This window comes from Streptomyces sp. DH12 (assembly GCF_020873895.1).
In the GTDB taxonomy this organism is placed as follows: Bacteria; Actinomycetota; Actinomycetes; order Streptomycetales; family Streptomycetaceae; genus Streptomyces.
Genome location: NZ_JAHWGT010000019.1, coordinates 143,371 through 158,578, shown reverse-complemented (window position 1 = coordinate 158,578; position 15,208 = coordinate 143,371). Strand labels below are relative to the sequence as shown.

Genomic DNA, 15,208 nt, shown 5'->3' with positions numbered 1-15,208 from the left:
GCCGGAACTCCACCGTGGCGGCCGGGGCGGTCCGCCCGGCCGCCACGGTGGAGTTCCGGCTCATCGGCGACCGACGGCAACGCGGCGAGGCGCGGCACCGGGCGTCGGGAGCCCCGCATGATCGGCGGGACACCCCCTAGCGATCGGTGCCCAGGGCGAGTTCGGCCAGGGCGGCGACCTCGCCCGCGAGCGGACGGTCGCGCAGGAGGGGCGGGGCGGCGTCCGCCAGGACCTCCCACAGCCCGTCCGCGGGTGATCCGGTGCGCCGGGCGGCCTCGGTGAGCGCCAGGAGCAGCGCCCCGGCGATCCACCGCAGCCGGGTCAGCATCCCGGCCACGGCGACGGCGCTGTTGAGGGCGAGGGGCACGTGGTCCTGGTTGTCGAGATTGGTGGGAATCGTGGTCATCGACGCCGGGTAGCCGAACTGCCGGATCCTCGACAGGTGGGAGGAGGCGGCGATCTGCACCCCGGCGAGCCCGCTGTCCCGGCCGGGGCGGGCCGCGAGCAGCGGGGGCAGGCCGCCGTTGGCGCGCGGGTCGAGGAGGAGGGCCAGTTGGCGTTCCATCAGCAGGGCGACCTGGTGGACGCAGCCGGCGTGCGACTCGGAGGCCAGGGCGACCGGCGCGGCGTGGAAGTTGCCGCCGTGCCGCACCGTGCCGTCGACGGTGACCGGGTTGTCGGTGCAGCCCTCCGCCTCGGCGACCAGCACCTCCTCCTGGAAGCGCAGTTGGTCCAGGACGGCGCCGAGGACCTGCGGGGCGCACCGCAGCGAGTACCGCTCCTGCAGGGGCCGGCCGCCGGCCCCGACGTGGCCGGGCGGCAGTTCGGCGCGGATGAGCGCCGCGGCCCGCCGCTGCCCCGGCTGGTTGCGGACGCGGCTCAGCGCGTCGTGGTACGGGTCGGGGTCGGCGCCGAGCACGGCGGCGAGCCGGCCGGTCGCCACGGCCGCGAGCCGGGTCGCCCCGGCCAGGTCTCGGTGGTTGTGCAGGGCCAGGGCGAGTCCGGCGCTGGACCCGTTGACGAAGGCGAGCGCCCCTCGGGCGTCCCACACCACCCCGGGGACCCCGAGGCGGCGCAGCACCTCGCCGGGCGGGCGGTGGCCGCCGTCGGGCGGGCCGGCCGGGTCGGCCCAGGCGCGTTGGGACTCGTCGGCGCCGGTCGCGGCCAGCGCGGCGTGGGCGAGGGGTACGAGGTCGCCGCTGGCACTGAGGCTGCCGTCCTCGGGGACGACCGGGGTGAAGCCCGCGTTCCACTGGTCGGCGAGGGCCTGCCACAGCGCGGTGTCGACCGCTGAGTGTCCGGCGGCCATGGAGCGCAGGCGCAGCCACAGCATGGTCCGGGTGACGGCGGGGGGCAGCGGTCGGCCCTGGCCGGTCGCCAGGTGCCGTACGAGCCCGAGTCCCTGGGCGCCGCGGTCGGGGTCGGCGGGGTAGCCGACGAGGGGGCCGAAGCCGCGCGTCACGCCGTAGACGTCGTGGGTGCGGGAGAAGCGGGCGAAGGTCTCACGGCTCACCTGCATCCGCTTCCGCGCGGAGTCGTCAAGCGTGACGCGGGCGTCCCATCCGCTCGCGGCGAGCAGCCGCGCCACGGGCCCGTCAGCGGAAGGGGTGGTGGAACCGGCCTCCGCGCCGTTCACCGGGCCGGTCACAGCTCCTCCCCGGTGGCGACCGCGGACGGGGGCACAGGCACAGGCATGGGTACGGGCACGGGGGACGGCAGCCGCCGTACGCGGGCGACCGACCGCGGCCCGGGCAGGGTGCCCAGCGCGGTGGCGAGGCGGGCGCGGAGTTCGGCCGGTCCGACCGCCGACGGGCCCGCGTAGTACAGCGCGTAGTGCTCGCCGCGGACCTCGTCGGCGACGGGGACGCACACGGCGTCCGCCCCCGGGGCGACCCGCCGTACCAGCGCCTCCACCAGGCCCAGGTCGCAGCGGACGCCGTTGACCTTGACCAGCCCCGGTGAGCGTCCGAGCCGCCGGAAGCCGCGGGGCCCGGCCGGTACGACGAGGTCGGGCATGGTCACCGTCGCGGGCCGGGGCCCGCCGGGCTGCCGGGCCAGTCTCGGTCCGCCCACGGTGAGCCGCGCGGCGGCGGGCGGGGCGGCGCCCGGCGCCGCGTCGGCGCCGTCCCAGGTGACGTCCGGCAGCAGCCGCCACACTCCCTCCTCCCGCCGTACGGGGTCCACGGGGCGCGTCGCGACCGCTCCCGTCTCGGTCGAGCCGAGGACGTCGACGGCCCGGAAGCCCGTCCCCGCCAGCCGCCCCGCCACCTCGTGGGCGGCCCGCGGGACTCGGGCGGTGCTGTGCACGGCCACGACGGCGCGGCACTCCGCCAGGCGGGGGAGCCGGCGCAGCAACAGCTGCCAGGTGGAGGGCAGGCACACCACGAGGGTGCGCGCCCCGCGGTCGAGCGCGGGCGGGACGAGCGGGTCGTCCCCGTGGTCGGTCACCGGGGCGCCGAGCAGGCGGGGGACCTCCACGCCGAGGATCCGGCCGTACAGGTGGCGGGCCGGCGCGTACGACACCACGTGGTCCACCGGTCCGAGCTCCTCGGCCAGCAGGGCGGCTTCCGCCGCGAGCTGCCCGGTGGTGCGCAGCCAGGTGACGGGCGCGCCGGTCGTGCCGGAGGTGGTGAAGGCGACGTCCGCGCCGGGCGCGGCGGGGTCCGCCGTCACCGGTCGGAGCCCAGCGCGGCGGCGTCCTCCAAGCGGTCCGCGACGAACCGGGCCATCCGCGCGGTGGTGGCGAACCAGTGCCGCACGTCGTCGCCGACCAGGTCCACCTCGATGCCGAACTCCGCCTCCACGGCGGCGATGCACTCCATCACGGTCAGGCTGTCGTACCCGTCGCCCAGCGAGACCCGCAGGTCGGCGTCGTCGGCCACCCCGGCGTACGCGGGGCCGAGGCGGGCGGCGAGCAGGGTCCGCAGCCGGGTGGGCACGGTGTCGGGGGACGTCGTCGTCATGGTGTGGGTCCTTCGCTGGCCGGCGCCCCGGCCGGCCGGTCGGAGCGGTGGAGTGGGCCGGCCGCCGCGAGGTACACGTCGGCCGGCGAGGCGGGGCGGAACTCCAGGTAGAAGAAGGCCGTGCGGTCCGTCACCCCGAGCGCCCCGGCGACGGCCGCCGCCAGGCCCGCCCGGAACTCCCCGTCCCGGTCGGGCGAGACGTGGCAGACGACCGAGACGTGGTGCGGCACGCCGTCCTCGGGGCGCGGCGGCAGGGCGGCCACCGGCCAGCCGCCGACGAACACCCGCTCCTCGTCGACGGGTTCGAAGCGGACGACGACGTGGGATCCGTCCACGCCGTGCCGGGTGAGCCAGCGGGTGATGCCGAGCGCGGCGGCGCGGCGCCGGGGCGCGGACAGTCCGGTGCAGGCGATCGTGAGGGTCGGCACGGGGGTCCTTCGCTCCCTTCCTCGGAGGGCGGGGCCGGGGTCACGAGAGGGTGAGGGCGGGGAGCCGCGGGCCCTCGGCGCGCGCGGTGTCGACGGCGTACCCGCGCAGGAGCGCGCCGAGGAGGTCGGCGAGCGCGCCGCCGCCGGCCGGGGAGAGCGGCGTCCAGGCGGTGCCGTCGGGCCGCTCCACCGCCTTCAGGAACAGCTCCAGGTGGCCGGTGTCCACGTGCAGCCCGGCCCGGTCCGACGCGACCACGGCCTCGTACGTGGAGAGCAGGTCCGGCAGCCGGTCGCCGCTGTCGGCGTACCCGCCGCCGCGGACCCGGTGCCGGTCGAGGGCGTGTGCCGGGTCGGCCGGGCGCCGACCGGTGGCGGCGGCGACGATCCGGTGGGCCTGGAGCGTGGCGCGCAGCGTCGCGGGGGCGCCGGGGACCTGCCCGTACCCGCCGCCGGGCGCGGCGCAGGAGGCGGTGAACGCGGCGAGCCCCCCGGTGTCGAGCACGGCGGCCGGCACGTCGAGCAGGCGCAGCGTCTCGACGGCGGAGGCCGTGGAGACCAGGTCGGAGCCGCGTCCGCTCCAGTACCCGAAGCCGCCGTCGTCGTTCTGCAGCCCGGTGAGCCACTCCACGAGCACGGCGCGGCGGTCGGGGTGCCCGGCGAAGGCGCCCGCGGCGACCGCCCAGAGGGTGCAGCGGACCTCGGCGCCCCGGCCCGGCATGTACATCACTCCGCCCTCGTTGGGCAGTTGGCACGACTCCAGCCAGCGGACCAGCTCCGCCCGCCGGGCGGGGGGCGTGTCGGGCCGCAGCGCCAGCGCGGCGGTGGACAGGGCGTCGTCGGCCCGCTCCGGTTCGCGGTAGGTGAAGCCGCCGCCGGGCAGCGCCAGCGCGGTGAGGCGGCGGACCACCGGCCCGGCGACGTCGCCGGTCGGCGCGCCGAGCGCCCGCAGCGTCCCGACGGCGCTGAACGACGCCCACACGTCCTCCACGGGGTACCCCTCCCAGCGGACGAAGGCCCCGGAGGCGCCGCGCAGCGCCCGCACCCACCGCGCGCACGCCGCGGGCCGCCGGGGGGCCGCGCCGAGCGCCGCGAGCGCCCCCACCGCCCGGTAGGTGGCCCAGGCGCACGGCACGTCGGCGGCCGGGGAGAACCGGAAGCCGCCGCCGGCGTCCTGCCGGGCGCGCAACCACGCCACCAGGGACGGCGCGTGCCACGGCGGGGCCTCACCGGGGAGGGCGACCGCCGCCCAGGCGTGCACGCCGTAGAAGCAGGCGCGTACGTCGGTACGGCCGCGGCGCGCGTCGGCCGGCGTCCAGCCGAGGCCGCCGTCCGGGGCCTGGAGCGCGCCGAGCCAGCGCAGCAGCCGGTCGCGCTCGCCGGGCGCGTGGACCCGCCCCAGCAGGGCGGCGGTGCGGGCGCTGAAGTGGGTGGCCCACACCTCCGCGCCCTGCCCGGGCAGCATCCCGTACGCCTCGCCGGTCCACGTGGAGTCGAGCCAGCGCGCGGTGCGCTCCGGCCGGTCGGGCGGGTGGCCGAGGTCGGCGAGGGCCTGGGTGCAGTAGAAGGTGGCCCAGGCGTCGGAGGCCATGCCGGCGCTCCAGGCGTACCCGCCGTCCGCGTTGCGGCGCGAGCGCAGGTAGCGGGCGGTCCCCTCGCGGTCCGGCACGGCGTCGGCCCGGCCCAGCCAGGCGAACGTGCGGACGGCGGCGTAGCCGCACCACAGGTCGGGTTCGCCGGTGGCCGCTCCCGGCACGGCGTCCGGGTCGGGGAAGGCGCCCGGCAGCCCCGCCACGTCCGTCGCACCCGGTGCACCCGGTGCACGCGTGGCGCGCTGCGCGCCCCTCGTGCCCGCCGTGCCGGTCACGGGGCGGTCTCCAGGACGCGGATGTTGGAGCGCTTCCAGCTCTTCTGCGAGGCGCCGCTCTTCGTCAGCCGGGGCAGCGCGTTGACGAAGACGACGCGGTCCCAGGAGAGCCCGAACCGCTCCTTGGTGGCCGCGCGGACGGCTTCGGCGGCGGCGGGCTCCCCCTCCCGGCCGGCGCCGGGCAGCCGTTCCAGCAGCAGTCCCGCGTACGTGCCCGCCTCGTCCACCTCGACCAGGTAGCCGGTGGCCTCCGCGTGCGCGAACACCAGCCCCTCCACGTCGCGGGGGGTCAGCGCCGCGCCCTGGAGGCGCAGGGTGTCGGACTCGCGGCCGTGCACGGTGACGGTGGGCGCGCTCCGGCCGCACGGGCAGTCCCGGCCGAGGGTGACCACGTCACCGGTGGCGAGCCGCAGCAGCGGGCGGGCGTGGGCGTTGAGCGGGGTCACCACCAGCTGCCCCGTCCGCGGCCCGCCGGACGCGGGGCCGACGGGGACGACGCCGTGCGGGCCTCCCGTGTCGAGTTCCACGTAGGCGCTGCCGGTCAGCAGGTGCTGGCCGCCCGCCGGGCAGGTGGTGGCGAGCGTGCCGGTCTCCGTGCTGCCGTAGCTGGCGTCGTGGACGGCGGCCTCCCACCAGCGGCCGAGCCGGTCCCGGAAGGGCGGCGTGTTGACCTCCCCGAGCAGCATCAGCCGGCGCAGGTCCGCGCGGAGTCCGGGGAGCGTGCCGCGCCCCGCCGCCAGGCGCGTCCACTCCAGCGCCACGCCCGGTGCGAGGAAGACGGTGGTCGGCCGGTAGGCGCGCCACAGCTCCACGATCCGGTCCCATCCGGTGATGCCGGACGCGAACGGGTAGCCGCGCAGGTGGGAGAGGTCCAGGTAGTCGGCGACCTGGGCGACCAGGTCGCCCACCGGGACGACGTCGGAGGGCAGCAGGCTCAGGACGCGCTCGTCGTCGTCCAGGACGGACCGCCACGCCTCCGCGACGGCGACCGTGTTCCAGACGACGTCCTCCGCCAGCCGCGGCGTCGGCGTGGGCCGGCCGGTGCTGCCGGTCGTCTCGTAGTAGCGCAGCGCCCCGCCGGGCGCCACGGTCGCGAAGTGGAGCGGCCGCGCCTTGAGATCCTCGCGGCGGGTGAGGGGCAGGGCGGCGAACGCCTCGGGTGAGAAGGGGCCGAGGTGCCGGTAGGCGGGCGCCGCCCGGGCCCGCGACCACAGCGCGCCGAGCTTGCGCGTGTAGAAGTCGTCGGCCGGTACCCCGGCCACCGCCGCGGTCTCCTCGACGGCCGTCCGCCAGAGGTCCACGTGCCGTTGCTGATGCCACATCGGTCGAGCCCCCGGGAGAAGCGCTGGATGGAAGTCTCCGGTCAGCCAACACCGGGCCGCTTAAGCCGCCCTGAAGCCGCCGCGGTGCGGCCGGGCCGGGGGCTTAAGCGGACGTTAAGCGGGTCCCGCCACCCTTCGGACGGACCCGGGCGGCGGCGCCGTCCGGGCGGCAGCGGCGTCGGACAGCGGAGGAGTGCGCGTGACCAGAGTCGTCGTCACCGGCGGGGGGACGGGCATCGGCCGTGCCACCGCGCGGCTGTTCGCGCGGGACGGTGCCGAGGTGGTCCTCGTCGGCCGGCGCGCCGAGGTGCTGGAGGAGGCGGCCGCCGAGCTGGAGCCGGCGGCGGTACGGGTCGTGGCGGCGGACCTCGCCGGCACGGACGGCGCCCGGCTGGTCCTGGAGGCGCTCGACTCCCTGGGCGACGGGAGCGTGGACGTCCTCGTCAACAACGCGGGCGGCGTCGACCGGGACAAGCGGCCCGGGCTGGACGGGTACGCGGACTCCTTCCGCCGCACGCTCGCCGCGAACCTGCTCTCCGCGGCCGTCCTCACCGAGGCGCTGTGGCCGCGCCTGGCCCGCCCCGGAGGCCGCGTGGTCAGCGTCGGTTCGATCGCGGCGCGGCGCGGCGGCGCCGACGGCTACACCGCCGCCAAGGCCGGTCTGATCGGTTGGTCGCAGGGGCTGGCCCGCAGGGGCGGCCCCGAGGGGATCTCTGTGAACACCGTGGTCCCCGGCTACGTCCAGGACACCGGGTTCTTCGGCCCCGCGGGGCGTTCGGTCCGCCACGACACGCTGGTGGCCGAGACCCTGCTGGGCCGGGCCGGGGTCCCCGGCGACATCGCCCCGCTGATCCACTTCCTGGCCTCGCCGGGCGCCGCCTGGATCACCGGCCAGGCATTCGACGTCAACGGCGGAAGCGTCCTCGGGAGGTGACGGCCGGCATGCGGCGCAGAAGGATCCTGTACGTGTTCCCCGACCGCAGCTCGCAGCTCCTGCGGGCGTACGAGGAGGGGGAGTTCTGGCCCGACTACGCGGCCGCCGCCGACCGGGCGGGGCTGGACTTCGCCGTCGCCGCGCCCGACCACGTGGCCCTCGCGCACGGCGCCGCGTACTGGCGTGACGAGGAGCTGTCGCCGGAGCGGGACATCGTCGTGTACGGGGTGCGCACCAACCCCACCCACGAGGTGGACCTGTGGGCCGGCCTCTCCCTGGTCCGCTCGCTGCGGACCCTGGGGTTCTGGCTGCCGATCCCCCTCGACACCGGGATCCTGCTCAACGACAAGTACGCCACCCTCAACGCCTTCCGGGACTCCCCCGTGCCGGTGGTGCCGACGGTCCGGCTGGCCGCCGACCGCGACGCGCACCGGCTGCGCCACGCGGACCTGGTACCGGACGACTGGTACCCCGTGTTCGTCAAGCCGCTGTCCTGGAGCGGCGGCCAGGGGTGCGTGGCCTGCCCCGACCGGGAGACCCTGGAGGCCGTTCTGGGGCTGGCCGCGGGCAGCCGGACCGGGGTGGCCGTCCAGCCGCGCCTGGCGGACGTGCGGTGCGACACGCGGGTGGTGGCCGTCGAGGGCGAGGTCGTCGCGATGTTCGACCGGATCCCCCGGCAGGGGGCGCACGTCGCCAACGTCAGCCGCGGGGCCCGGTACGCGGTGCGCACGGAGATCGACCCGCGCGTGCACGAGCTGGTGAAGCTCGCCTCGGACCGGCTGGGCGTGGCCTACCTGTGCGTGGACCTGCTGCAGGCCGGGGACCGGCTCTGGCTGTCGGAGTTCGAGGCGGACGGGGCGGTGTCCCGGCTGCTCGCCCCGCCCGAGGTGGTCCACCGCGTGGTGGCCGCCCGGTTCACCGCGTACGAGCGGCGGCTGGAGGCGTTCCTCGCCGACCGCTGAGCCCGTCACCCTCCCTCGCGAGAAAGGCACGCCCGTGACCAGCGCCGCCGCACTCGGCTACCTCCGGCACGCCCTGCCGCCCGATGGCGGCCCCGTCTCCGCCGGCCTGCTGCTCGGTCCCGTCGAGGGCCGCGCGGAGGCCCTCGCCGCGGCCGGGGTCGACCGGGCCGCGTGGCGGGAGGCGCGCGCCCGCTGGGCGGGCGAGGCCGACCGGATCACCCGCGCCATGAGCCGCCTCGACACCGGCGCCGACCTCGCGGGCGTGACGGTCAGCGTGAAGGACACCCTCGACGTGGCCGGGATGCCGACCACGCTGGGGCACGCCACCCACCGCCACCACCCGGCCGCCGACGCGCCCGCCGTGGCCCGCGTACGGGCCCTGGGGCTGGCCGTGGCCGGCAAGGCGTACGCCACCGAGCTGAACATCGGCCCTCCCGGCGACGTCCTCAACCCGGTGTTCCCGCAGCTCTCCCCGGCCGGCTCCAGCACCGGTTCGGCCGTCTCGGTCGCGGCGGGCGTCTGCGACTACGCCCTCGCCACCGACGTGCTCGGGTCGGCCCGCTGGCCCGCCGCGAACTGCGGGGTCGTCGGCCTGCGCACCACGTGGCGGGCGGACGGCCTGGCCGGGGGCCTGCCGGTGTCGCCCACGCAGGACGCCGTCGCCCTGATGGCCCGGACCGTGGGCGACCTGCGCCTGCTGTGGCGGCGCGGCCCGGTGGCGGGCGGCGCCCCCACCGCCGTACCGCACGCGCGCCCGCCCCGCGTCGCGACGGTGGCCAACACCGCCGGGTGCGCGCCCGTCCTGGCCGAGGCGCAGGCCCGCGCCGTGGCGGCGCTCGCCGAACTGGGCGTCCCGCACGTGCGGACGGAGCTGCCCCCCTGGATGTGGCGGGCCCGCGCCGACGCCTGGGAGCTGTGCGGCGTCGACGTGTCCGAGGTGGTACGGGAGGTCGAGGACCGGCTCTCCCTGCGGATCTCGCCGGTCGCCCGGGCCTCCCTGGCGCCGGAGCCCGCCCCGGGCCGGCGGGCCGAACTCCTCGCCGCCCAGCAGCGGTTCCGCCGGTCGCTGGCGGCGCTCCTGGACCGCGAGGGCATCGACGTGCTACTCATGCCGGTCGGTCCGACGCCTCCCAAGCGGGTGGCGGAGCGCGCCGGGAAGCCCACCCTGCCCAAGCCGGGCGACGCGGACTACGCCGACCGCCTCGGCTACACGCCGGTCGCCAGCTTCGCCGGGTTGCCCGCCCTGGTGCTGCCGGCCGCCGTCGACCCCGACCACGGGCCGCTCGCCGTGCAGTTGGTGGGCCGCCCGCGCGAGGAGGCGCGGCTGCTCGCCCTCGGCGCCGACCTCGAACGCCTCCTCGCCACCCGCGGGGAGCTCGCCGCCCGGGTCGCCCGCACCCTGCGGGAGGCGCGGTGAGCCGCGTCGGCCGGGTCGACCCCGGCCTGGTCCGCGCCGAGGAGGCCCGCCTCGCCGCGCTCGGCGCGGCGCCTCCGGACGGCGGCGAGAGCGGGCCCGCGCAGGTCACCGCGGCGACCCGGGCCCTCGCGGCCCGCGCCGGCGGTCAGGTCGTGGCCAGCGGCGGCACCACCGGCCGCATCAAGCTCACCACCATCGCGCCCGACCAGGGCGTCCCGCGACTGCTGCGCAGCTGGCGGCCGTTGCGCCCCGGAGACGTGCTGCTGAACCTGTTCCGCCCCGGCCGGCTGTGGGGCGCCCACTACTTCTACAACGCGCTCGCCACCCACTGCCGGGCTTCGGTCCTGCCCATGGGGCCGGTCCCCGACGGCGAACTCTCCGACTGGACGGGGGTGTTCGACGCCACCGGCGTCAACGCCCTGGCGGGGGCGCCGAGCGCCCTCGCCGACTTCGCCGACGCCGTCCGGGCCGCCGGAGCCCAGCTGCCCGTGACCGCGGTGGTGTGGGCGGGGGAACCGCTCACCCCGGCGCGCCGCCTGCGGATCGAACGGGCCTTCCCGACGGCGCGGATGTGGGGCAACTACGGCTCCATCGAGACGTACGTCATCGCCACCAGCCGTCCGGAGTGCGCCCCCGGGGTGCTGCACCTGCTGCCCGACCAGGAGCTGGCGTACGACGCCGAGGGGACCTGGCTCACCCGGGTGGGGGCCGGCTGGCCCGCGCCCGCCGTGCGCTACCGCCTCGGCGACCGGATCGACGCGGTGACCGGCTGCCCCTGCGGCGGCGGCGACGCCTTGCGGGTCCTCGGCCGCACCGACGACCGGCTGAAGTTCCACAACACGATGGTGCGGCTCGGCGACCTGCTGGAGGCGGCGCGGGCCGTGCCGGGCGTCGCGGACGCGCAGTTGCTGCTCACCCGGGACCCGGCCGCCGAGGGCTCGCTGGCCGGGCTGACCGTCCGCTGGACCGGCCACGGGCCCGGGGCCGGGCCGGCGCCGCCCGGGTCGGACGCGGTCCGTGCCGCGCTGCTGCGCCACGTGTACGCCCTCGGCGTGATCGCCGCGCAGCACCCGCACAGCGTGGGGGCCGAGCGGGCGGCCCGGCTCGAACGCAACACCCGCACCGGCAAGGTCGTCCCGTACGTGTGGCGGTCCGGTCCCGCACCGGCCGGCACGGGATGACGAGCACCGCGGCGGGCCATCAGCGAGGGACGACGAGAAGGGACGGCGCCATGGAGCGCGGCACACCGGTGGAGAACCGGACCACGAGGGAGTTCCTCGACGACGGCCGCGGCGCGTCCCGTGCCGTCGCCACCACGGACCCGGCGTTCGACGGCACCCACGCGTGGCTGGGCCGCCCCGTCTTCAACCGGCCGGCCTTCCTGGAGGCGGCCGAGGCGCGCGCCTTGGAACACGACCTGGGCGTGGTCCTGCGCGTCCTGTCCTCGCTGCCCGAGCGGCTCCACGGCGGGGACCCCGGCCGGATGGCGCGGGCCCTCGGACTGCCGCCCGCGCAGGCGGACGCCGTGGCCCGGTGCGCCGTGCCGGGCCCGGCCGTGCCGCTGGGCCGCGCCGACGTGCTGCGGGAGGGCGGCCGGTTCCGGTTGGTGGAGTTCAACACGACGAGTTCGCTGGGCGGGTGCGAGATCGCCGAGATGAGCCGGGCCATGCTCTGCGACCCCGCGCTGCGGGAGTTCGCCGAACGGCACGGCCTGGGCTACGCCGACCCGGTGGCGGGGATGCTCGCGTCCATGGACGCGGCCTGCCCCGACCGGTCGGGGCTGCCCGTCGCCGTCGTGAAGTGGCCCGACAGCCCGCAGACGGCGGAGGACTTCGGGCACATGCGGCTCTTCCTGCGGCAGCTCGCCGATCTGGGGCGGGAGGCGTTCCCCTGCCACATCGGCCAACTCGCCTACCGCGACGGCGTGCTCACCGCGCGGGGCCGGCGCGTCGACCGGGTCTTCCGCACCTTCCAGCTGAGCCGGCTCACCGGCACGCCGCAGACGCGGGAACTCGCCGCGCCGCTGCTCGACGCCGTCGCCGACGGCAACGCCGCCCTCTTCGCCCCGCTCCCGGCCGACCTGTACGGGATCAAGGACTGCCTGGCACTGCTCGGTGACGAGGCGCACCGCGACGTCCTCTCCCCGTCCGAGCGGGAGGTGGTGGACCGGCTGGTGCCCTGGACGCGCCCGCTGCGGCCCGGCCCCGTCACCTACCGGGGCGAGCGCGCGGACCTGCTGGACGTGCTCCGCGCCCGGCGGGAGGAGCTGGTGGTCAAGCCCAGCGCGGGCTACGCCGGGCAGGGCGTCACCGGGGGGTGGATGGTCGGCCCCGACGCGTGGGAGCGGCGGGTCGCGGAGGCCCTGTCCGGCGGTGTGCCCCATGTCGTGCAGGAGCGGGTGGTCGCCGACGCCGAGCGGTTCGTCGACGACGAAAAACCGGACGTCCTCACCCCGACCCTGCTGAACTGGGGGGTCTTCCACACCGTCCACGGCTACAGCGGCGCCTTCGTCAAGGGCGTCCCGCACGCCGCCCAGGACGTCCGCTTCCTCGGCGACGGCTCCCATGTGGGCTGCGTCTTCCACCAGGTCGCCCACCGGACGGGGGAGGCGCGCCGGTGAACGCCCCGCCCACCGGCGTCGTCGTGGACGCCTACACCACCGGCAACCTCCTGCCCGCCGCATTCGCCGCGCACGGCGCGCGCCTGGTCCACGTCCAGACCCGCCGGGCGGTCTCCACCGCGCTGCCCGGCCCGGACCTGGCCCGCTTCGCCGGGAACCTCGTGTACGCGGGCGAGCCGACCCTCGACGAACTGCGCGCCCTCGCACCGGCGTTCGTCGTCGCCGGGCAGGACTCCGGGGTCGCCCTCGCCGACCTGATCAGCGAGCGGCTCGGCCTGCCCACCAACGGGACGGCGCTGTCCACCGCCCGCTGGGACAAGCACGCGATGGGTGAGCGGCTGCGCGCCCGCGGGCTGCGCTGCGCCCGCCAGTTCCGCTCCGCCGACCCCGCCGACCTGGTGCGCTGGCGCAAGGAGAGCGGCCCCGGCGACCTGCCGGTGGTGGTGAAGCCGCTCGGGTCCGCCGGCACCGACCGCGTGTACGTGTGCCGGACGGACGCCGAGATCGAGGCGGCGGCCGCGGCGGTCCTCGGGGGCCCCGACGTGTACGGGCGGCCGGCCGGCGAGGTGCTCGTCCAGTCCTTCCTGGAGGGGACCGAGTACATCGTCGACAGCGTCAGCCGCGACGGGGAGCACTACTTCTGCGGCGTGTGGCGGTACCACAAGCGGCTGGTGGGGGGCCGCCCGGTGTACGACCGGGACACGCTCCTGGCACCCGACGAGGAGCCCGTGCCGGCGCTGCTGCGGTATGTCGGCGAGGTCCTCGACGCCCTCGGCGTCCGCCACGGCTCCGCGCACGCGGAGGTCATCGCCACCCCGGACGGCCCCGCGCTGGTGGAGGTCGGCGCCCGGATGAACGGCAACATGCACCCGGGCCTGCACCGGCTCTGCCTGGGGCACGACCAGGCCGCCCTCACGGCGCTCGCCTACCTGCGCCCGGAGGAGTTCCGCGCCCGGTGGGCGGGGCGCGCGTACCGGCGGCTGCGGCCCGCCGCCGTGTGCAACACGGCCACCGGGCGGTCGGGCGTGGTCGTGGGGGTGGACCCCGGTGCCGTGGCCCGCGTCGAGGCGCTGGAGTCGGTCCACGCGGTGGCGGTGAAGCTGGCCCCCGGGGACCGGATGCGGCCCACCACGGACCTGCTCTCCAGCCCCCTGCGGGTCTTCCTCACCCACGACGACCCGGCCGTCCTCGACGCGGACGTACGGGCCGTGCGCGCCCTCGCCGAGCGGGTGTACGTCCTCGCCGGCGACGGGCCGGGGGGCGCCTCGTGACCCGCCCGGACCTGACCGAGCAGGACCCCGCGGGGCCGCCGGCGGGCCCGCCCGTGCCGAGCCTGTGGCGGCACCGCGACTTCACCGCCTACTGGCTGGGCGAGAGCGCCGCCCGGGTGGGCGTGCAGGTGACCGCCCTGGTGCTGCCGCTGCTGGCCGTCGTGGAGCTGGACGCGACGTCCTCGCAGGCGGGCCTCCTCAACGGCGCCCAGTTCGTGCCGTACCTGCTGTTCACCCTGGTGGCGGGTGTGTGGGTGGACCGGCTGCGGCCACGGCCGTTCCTCGTCGCCACCAACCTCGCCCGGGCCGCCCTGCTCACGCTCGTGCCCGTGCTGCTGTGGCTGGACGTCCTCGGTCTCGGCCTGCTGTACGCCACGGGCTTCGCGATCGGCGTGCTCGCCGTCCTGTACGACCTGTCCTCGTCGACGTACCTGCCCGTACTGATCGGCAAGGATCGGCTGGCGGAGGGCAACAGCCGCGTCCAGGGCAGCGGTTCGGTGGCGCGGATCGCGGGCCCCGGGCTGGGCGGGGTGCTGGTGCAGCTGGTGTCGCTCCCGGCGACCATGGTGGTGGCGGCGGGGGTCCACCTGTTCTCCGCCGTCGCGCTGCTGGCCGTGCGGACGCGCGAGGAGCGCCCCGCGCCCACCGGCAAGCCGGTGCTCCGGGAGATCGCGAGCGCGCTGCGGTTCGTCGCCGGCAACCCGTACCTGCGGGTCTCGGCATTCCGAGCCGGGTTCAACAACCTGTTCTTCATGGCGATGCAGACGCTGCTGCCCCTCTTCGTGGTCCGGGAACTGGGGCGGTCCAGCGGCACCCTGGGGCTGGTCCTCGCCGTCGGGGCGGTGGGGTCGCTGATCGGGGCGGTGCTCGCGGTCGGCGTGGCGCGCCGGTTCGGCCCCGGGCGGGCCATCGTCGCCGGGTTCGGCGTGGGGTCGTTCGCCCAGGCGCTCACCCCGCTGGCGGGCGGGCCCACCGTCGTCGTCCTGACCGTGCTGCTGGGGTCCTTCCTCCTCGGCGGCATCGGCACCACGATCGGCAACATCCACCTGTCCACGCTGACCCAGACCGTCACCCCGGCCCGCATGCTCGGCCGCACCAACGCGGCCCTGCGCTTCCTGACCTGGGGCACCATGCCCGTCGGGGCGGTGGCGGGCGGTTGGCTCGGCGACGCCGTCGGCCTGCGGGCCGCCCTGGTCGTCACGGCGGTGGGCTTCGCCGTCTCGCTGCTCCTCGTGGCGTTCTCCCCGGTGGGCCGGCTGCGGGAGCTGCCCCCGGAGGCGTCCTGGACGGAGTGACCCAGGAGTGACCCGGCGGCCCGGTGCGGGAGCGGGGCCAGGTGGCTCCCCCGCCGGACCGGGGCCCACGCCGGACCGGGGCCCGCGGGGGGCGTACGGCCGGTCGGGGCGACCGGTGGTGCGCCGGACCCG

At 77.3% G+C, this 15,208-nt stretch carries 13 protein-coding genes; 7 read left to right on the top strand and 6 right to left on the bottom strand.

The window, feature by feature from the left end; translation table 11 throughout:
* Nucleotides 1-136: 136 nt before the first annotated feature.
* The 6 genes from LPA54_RS19370 to LPA54_RS19345 are packed head-to-tail and all read right to left on the bottom strand — an operon-like array spanning nt 137 to nt 6,556.
* The gene (locus tag LPA54_RS19370; RefSeq protein WP_228979466.1) at nt 137-1,648 is read right to left on the bottom strand and encodes an aromatic amino acid ammonia-lyase; all 1,512 of its coding nucleotides are present in this window, start codon (nt 1,646-1,648) and stop codon (nt 137-139) included.
* Nucleotides 1,645-2,673 carry an AMP-binding protein gene (locus LPA54_RS19365; RefSeq protein ID WP_228979465.1) on the bottom strand — a complete coding sequence of 343 codons (1,029 nt, stop codon included), beginning with the start codon at nt 2,671-2,673 and terminating at the stop codon, nt 1,645-1,647. Before LPA54_RS19365 ends, LPA54_RS19370 begins: the two co-directional genes overlap by 4 nt.
* Nucleotides 2,670-2,963, bottom strand: a complete 294-nt coding sequence (locus tag LPA54_RS19360) for an acyl carrier protein (protein WP_228979463.1) — start codon at nt 2,961-2,963, stop codon at nt 2,670-2,672. The genes LPA54_RS19365 and LPA54_RS19360 overlap by 4 nt, the downstream gene beginning before the upstream one ends.
* Nucleotides 2,960-3,391, bottom strand: a complete 432-nt coding sequence (locus LPA54_RS19355; RefSeq protein WP_228979461.1) for a hypothetical protein — start codon at nt 3,389-3,391, stop codon at nt 2,960-2,962. Before LPA54_RS19355 ends, LPA54_RS19360 begins: the two co-directional genes overlap by 4 nt.
* A gap of 40 nt (nt 3,392-3,431) precedes the next feature.
* Complete coding sequence (locus tag LPA54_RS19350; RefSeq protein ID WP_228979460.1) at nt 3,432-5,255, bottom strand: prenyltransferase/squalene oxidase repeat-containing protein; 1,824 nt, start codon at nt 5,253-5,255, stop codon at nt 3,432-3,434.
* Entirely contained in the window at nt 5,252-6,556 is a 1,305-nt protein-coding gene (locus LPA54_RS19345; protein WP_228979458.1) for a phenylacetate--CoA ligase family protein, read from the bottom strand. Before LPA54_RS19345 ends, LPA54_RS19350 begins: the two co-directional genes overlap by 4 nt.
* Nucleotides 6,557-6,776: 220 nt before the next feature.
* On the opposite strand from LPA54_RS19345, the gene LPA54_RS19340 reads away from it, so the two are divergent.
* The 7 genes from LPA54_RS19340 to LPA54_RS19310 are packed head-to-tail and all read left to right on the top strand — an operon-like array spanning nt 6,777 to nt 15,076.
* The gene (locus LPA54_RS19340; protein WP_228979456.1) at nt 6,777-7,511 is read left to right on the top strand and encodes an SDR family oxidoreductase; all 735 of its coding nucleotides are present in this window, start codon (nt 6,777-6,779) and stop codon (nt 7,509-7,511) included.
* An 8-nt stretch (nt 7,512-7,519) separates the two neighbouring features.
* Nucleotides 7,520-8,473: a RimK family alpha-L-glutamate ligase gene (locus LPA54_RS19335; protein ID WP_228979454.1), complete on the top strand. Its 954-nt coding sequence runs from the start codon at nt 7,520-7,522 to the stop codon at nt 8,471-8,473.
* Nucleotides 8,474-8,507: 34 nt separating this feature from the next.
* Entirely contained in the window at nt 8,508-9,890 is a 1,383-nt protein-coding gene (locus LPA54_RS19330; RefSeq protein WP_228979451.1) for an amidase, read from the top strand.
* Nucleotides 9,887-11,071: an AMP-binding protein gene (locus LPA54_RS19325; RefSeq protein ID WP_228979449.1), complete on the top strand. Its 1,185-nt coding sequence runs from the start codon at nt 9,887-9,889 to the stop codon at nt 11,069-11,071. The genes LPA54_RS19330 and LPA54_RS19325 overlap by 4 nt, the downstream gene beginning before the upstream one ends.
* A gap of 50 nt (nt 11,072-11,121) precedes the next feature.
* Nucleotides 11,122-12,510, top strand: a complete 1,389-nt coding sequence (locus tag LPA54_RS19320) for a hypothetical protein (protein WP_228979447.1) — start codon at nt 11,122-11,124, stop codon at nt 12,508-12,510.
* Nucleotides 12,507-13,781 (top strand): ATP-grasp domain-containing protein, encoded by a 1,275-nt coding sequence (locus LPA54_RS19315; RefSeq protein ID WP_228979446.1) that lies wholly within the window; start codon nt 12,507-12,509, stop codon nt 13,779-13,781. Before LPA54_RS19320 ends, LPA54_RS19315 begins: the two co-directional genes overlap by 4 nt.
* Nucleotides 13,778-15,076 (top strand): MFS transporter, encoded by a 1,299-nt coding sequence (locus LPA54_RS19310; protein ID WP_228979444.1) that lies wholly within the window; start codon nt 13,778-13,780, stop codon nt 15,074-15,076. The genes LPA54_RS19315 and LPA54_RS19310 overlap by 4 nt, the downstream gene beginning before the upstream one ends.
* The last annotated feature ends 132 nt before the right edge of the window (nt 15,077-15,208 follow it).